At 73.2% G+C, this 4,327-nt stretch carries 5 protein-coding genes; 4 read left to right on the top strand and 1 reads right to left on the bottom strand.

Going from position 1 to position 4,327, the window contains the following annotated elements; translation table 11 throughout:
- Together H5J30_RS19295 and H5J30_RS19300 are read left to right on the top strand one after the other, a co-directional pair.
- A partial coding sequence (locus tag H5J30_RS19295; RefSeq protein ID WP_374100995.1) for a zinc finger domain-containing protein occupies nucleotides 1-442 on the top strand: 442 nt, incomplete at its 5' end.
- Nucleotides 443-587: 145 nt separating this feature from the next.
- A complete protein-coding gene (locus tag H5J30_RS19300) occupies nucleotides 588-1,730 on the top strand; it encodes a PP2C family protein-serine/threonine phosphatase (RefSeq protein WP_181788663.1) in 1,143 nt (380 codons plus the stop codon).
- An 84-nt stretch (nucleotides 1,731-1,814) separates the two neighbouring features.
- On the opposite strand, the gene H5J30_RS19305 is transcribed toward H5J30_RS19300, so the two are convergent.
- Nucleotides 1,815-3,011, bottom strand: coding sequence for a cation:proton antiporter (locus H5J30_RS19305; RefSeq protein ID WP_181788664.1), 1,197 nt, complete (start codon nucleotides 3,009-3,011; stop codon nucleotides 1,815-1,817).
- A gap of 275 nt (nucleotides 3,012-3,286) precedes the next feature.
- Here H5J30_RS19305 and H5J30_RS19310 point away from each other — a divergent pair, with 275 nt between their 5' ends.
- A complete protein-coding gene (locus H5J30_RS19310; protein WP_181788665.1) occupies nucleotides 3,287-4,096 on the top strand; it encodes an ABC transporter ATP-binding protein in 810 nt (269 codons plus the stop codon).
- 23 nt (nucleotides 4,097-4,119) lie between these two features.
- On the top strand, nucleotides 4,120-4,327 hold a 208-nt coding region (locus H5J30_RS19315), incomplete at its 3' end, for a hypothetical protein (protein WP_181788666.1).

Here is a 4,327-nt window from a genome sequence, read left to right on the forward strand (position 1 = left end):
CGACGACCCGCTGCGCGCCGGCGACGACGGCGAGGCGTCCTGGGCGCGGATCTCGCGCAGCCGCGCGCCGGTCGCCACGCTGCTCATGGACCAGAAGGTGATTTCCGGCGTCGGCAACATCTACCGCACCGAGGTCCTCTTCCGGCACGGCATCGACCCCTACCGCGCGGGCCGCGACCTCGGCCGCCCCGCCTGGGAGGCCCTCTGGGCCGACCTCGCGGTGCTGATGCGCGAGGGCGTACGCACCGGGCGCATCGACACCGTGCGGCCCGAGCACCTGCCCGAGGCGATGGGCCGCCCGCCGCGCGTCGACGAGCACGGCGGCGAGGTCTACGTCTACCGCCGCGCGGGCCGCCCCTGCCACCTCTGCGGCACCGACGTACGCACCGCCACCCTCGCCGCGCGCAACCTCTTCTGGTGCCCCTCGTGCCAGCCCACGTGACCCTCGTCCCAACTGCGTCCGGGCAGGCCCTCCTTCGTTCCAAACGCCGTGAATTCGCATACGATTCCGGCAGTGCCGCCCGAAGAGTGCGGTCGGCACGCCGTGAATCGACGCCCGGCGCGGCGGGTGGATAGGGTCCCGGGGCATGGCCGGAGGTGCGGGTTCCACCTCGCAAGCGGCCCGGTGGCACAAGACGCTGCACCGGGCCCGGGTCGGCGTGCGCAGGGCCGGTGTCGACTACTTCCGCGGTGAGGGCTCCGACTGGATCGCCCTCGTCGTCCTGCTGCTGACGATCCCCGCGCTCGCCGCCGGCACGCTCCTCTCGCCGGCCTGGGTCTCGCCCGCCGCGCTGGTCCTGCCGATCTTCATCGGCGGCCTGGTGCTGCGGCCCGCCAGCCTCCTCGCGCTGTACGCCGCGTCCGCCACCGCACTCATCGTCGAGGCGATGCTCCTCGGCCCGTACGCCGAAGGCCCGGCCCGGGTGACGCCGGGCACCGTGCTCGTGATCGCGTCGGTGGGGCTGACGGGGCTGACCGTCGCGCAGTTCCGCAGCCGCGTCGGCGTGCCGTGGCGGCGCGGCGGCACCATGCTCTTCGACCTGCGCGAGCGGATCCGGGTGCAGAGCAAGCTGCCGCGGCTGCCGCGCGGCTGGCACGCGGAGATGTCGCTGCGCCCGGCCGGCGGCCAGTCCTTCTCCGGCGACTTCGTCGTCGCCTCCCGCACCCACGGCGGCCACATCCTGGAGGCCGTGCTCACCGACGTCTCCGGCAAGGGCATGGCGGCCGGGTCGCGGGCGCTGCTGCTGTCCGGCGCCTTCGGCGGGCTGCTCGGCTCGCTGCCGCCGCACGACTTCCTGCCCGCCGCCAACGGCTACCTGCTCCGCCAGGAGTGGCAGGAGGGCTTCGCCACCTCCGTGCACCTGGTGCTCGACCTGGAGTCCGGGGACTACGAGTTGTTCTCGGCGGGGCACGTGCCCGGCGTGCAGCTCAGCGCCGGCACGGGGCGCTGGGAGGAGAAGGGCGCGGAGGGGCCGCTGCTCGGGGTGGTGGAGGAGGCGCAGTTCGACCCGCTGAAGGGCACGCTGCGCCGCGGGGACGTGCTGATGCTGTTCTCGGACGGCCTCGTCGAGGCGCCGGACCGGGATCTGACCGAGGGCATGGACCGGCTGATAGGCGAGGCGGACCAGTACGCGTCGAGCACGTTCCGGGGCGCGGCCTGGCATCTGATCGAGAAGGTCGCCAAGGACGTCAAGGACGACCGGGCGCTGCTGCTGATCTGCCGGGAGTAGGGCGTACGGCCCGCGGCGGGCGGACATGCCGGAACCGGGGCGTTCGCGCGTCGCCGTCGCGCACGTACGCCCCGGTCCCCGCGGTCACTTGGCCCCGGCCGCCTCCGGCGTCGGATCCAGTGCCGCCCCGCCTCCGGGCGGCGGTTTGCCCCCCGGCAGGACGCGGGCCAGCCAGTGCGACCGGCCCGCCGCCAGCGGCGCGAGCACGGCGAGCACCAGTACGTACCCGGCGATGAACGGCGACAGCCGCCGGTCGAGCCCGGCCGTGGCCGCCATCGTGGCGAGGATCAGTGCGAACTCGCCGCGGGCCAGCAGTGTCAGCGCGATGTTCGAGGCGGGCCGGGCCCCGAAGCCGTACAGCTTCGCGGCGGCGAGGCCCGCGACCACGTTCATCACGATCGTCAGCAGCACCGCGAGGGCCACCGGGGCCGCGACCGAGGGCAGGTCGCCCGGGTCGATCGAGAGCCCGAAGCCGAAGAAGAAGATGGCGCCGAAGGCGTCCCGCAGCGGGTGCACGAGCGTACGGATCCGCTCCGCGGACGTCGTACTGCCCAGCATCAGGCCGACCATGAAGGCGCCGATGGCGTCCGCCACCCCGAACCACTCCGAGATTCCGGCGACCAGCACGGCGGCGCCGAGGAAGGAGATGACGAGCAGTTCGTTGTCGCGGGTGTCGAAGAGCCGGCCGATGACCTTCGTGCCGAAGCGCGCGACGGTCGCCAGGACCAGCAGGAACGCCATCGCCTTGCCGGCCTGCAGGGCCGCTTCGCCGGGGCCTTCTGCGCCGGAGAGCACGGGTTGCAGCACGGCCAGGTAGATGGCCAGGAAGATGTCCTCGATCACGATGATGCCGAGGATGGGCTTGGTCTCGCCGTTCCCGATCCGGTTCAGATCCACGAGGATCTTCGTGACGATCGCGGACGAGGAGATGCCGAGCACACCGGCCAGCACCAGCGCCTCGGACGTGCCCCAGCCGAGCGCGAAGCCGAAGCCGAGTCCCGCGCCGACGTTGAGCAGCAGATAGATGCTGCCCGCCACGGCCATGCGGCGACCACCCGACTTGAGGTCGTCCATGTGGAATTCGAGACCGAGGTAGAACAGCAGCAGGACGAGGCCCAGAGCGGTGAGCATCTCCAGGTCGTGCGGGTCTTTGACCAGCACGATGCCGGGGGTGTTCGGGCCGAGCAGGATGCCGGCGAGGATGAAGAGCGGGATGGTCGGCAGCCCGATGCGGCTGCCCGCGCGGGCGAGGATGGCGGCGGCCATGAAGGCGCCGCCCATGGCAATCAACGTGTCTTCGTGTCCGATGGGTTCCTCCCGGGGTCGTGGGGACGGCCGTTCCGGGACCTGAGCCCTTTACTTACTTTACCTCATTGTTGCCCTGGCAATTAATGCGTCGGGCGCTCCTCCGCACTCTTCGGGTTAACCCCACCCCGCGTCCGCCGGTAGCCGCCATGGCCGGGGCCCGCCCGGCTCCGTAGCGTCGGGAACACGGCGAGCGGGGCAACGGCCCCGGTCACGGCCACCGTGCACGGCGAGGACGAAGGGCGGACGACATGCGGCTGCGGAGCAGGGGAGACCGGCAGGACCACGGGGCGCCCGCCGCCCCCGGCCACGCCGTCGAACTACGCGGCGTCCAGCGGCGCTACGGCCGCGGCGCCGGCGCCGTCCACGCGCTGCGCGGCATCGACCTCGCCCTCCCGCGGGGCACGTACACCGCCGTCATGGGCCCCTCGGGCTCCGGCAAGTCCACGCTCCTGCAGTGTGCCGCCGGGCTCGACAAGCCCACCGCGGGCTCGGTGTTCCTCGGCGGTACGGAGCTGACGCGGCTCGGCGAGAACAAGCTCACCGAACTGCGCCGCAGCCGCCTGGGGTTCGTCTTCCAGGCGTTCAACCTGCTGCCGTCGCTGACCGTCTCGCAGAACATCCTGCTGCCCATGCGGCTCGCCGGGCTGCGCGCCGACCACGCGCGGGCGGCCGAGGTGCTGGCGCAGGTCGGCCTCGCGGCACACGGCAGGCGGCGCCCCGCGGAGCTGTCCGGCGGCCAGCAGCAGCGGGTGGCGATCGCCCGCGCGCTGGTCACCAGGCCGGACGTGATCTTCGCGGACGAGCCGACGGGGGCGCTGGACACGCGTACGGCGGCGGAGATCCTGGCCCTGCTGCGGCACGCGGTCGACTCGCTGGGGGCGACCGTGGTCATGGTCACCCACGACCCGGTCGCCGCGTCGTACGCGGACGTGGCGCTGTTCCTCGCGGACGGCTCCCTCGCGGGCAGCCTGCGGCAGCCGACGGCCGAGCAGGTCGCGGCCCGGATGACGACGCTGGACCCGCGCGGCGAGCGCCGTACGGCGGAGCACGCGGCATGAGCGGTGCGAACGGCATGAACGGCATGAACGGCGTGAACGGCGTGGACGGCGGGCTGCCGCGGGCGGGGGTGCGGGCGCGTACGAACGGGCTCGCGCGGGCCGCGCTCCGGTTCCGGCCGGCCGGCTTCGCCGGGACGTTCGTCGCGCTGATGATGGCGGCGCTGATCGTGTCGGCGTGCGGCATCCTGCTGGAGACGGGCGTACGGGCCTCGGTACCGCCCGAGCGGTACG

The organism is Streptomyces phytophilus, assembly GCF_013870535.1.
GTDB classification, from domain to species: domain Bacteria; phylum Actinomycetota; class Actinomycetes; order Streptomycetales; family Streptomycetaceae; genus Streptomyces; species Streptomyces phytophilus.

Excerpts from the sequence above, each read along its gene's own strand:
- H5J30_RS19300 (WP_181788663.1), top strand. The coding sequence starts at position 588 with ATGGCCGGAGGTGCGGGTTCCACCTCGCAAGCGGCCCGGTGGCACAAG.
- H5J30_RS19305 (WP_181788664.1), bottom strand. The coding sequence starts at position 3,011 with ATGGGCGGCGCCTTCATGGCCGCCGCCATCCTCGCCCGCGCGGGCAGC.
- H5J30_RS19310 (WP_181788665.1), top strand. The coding sequence starts at position 3,287 with ATGCGGCTGCGGAGCAGGGGAGACCGGCAGGACCACGGGGCGCCCGCC.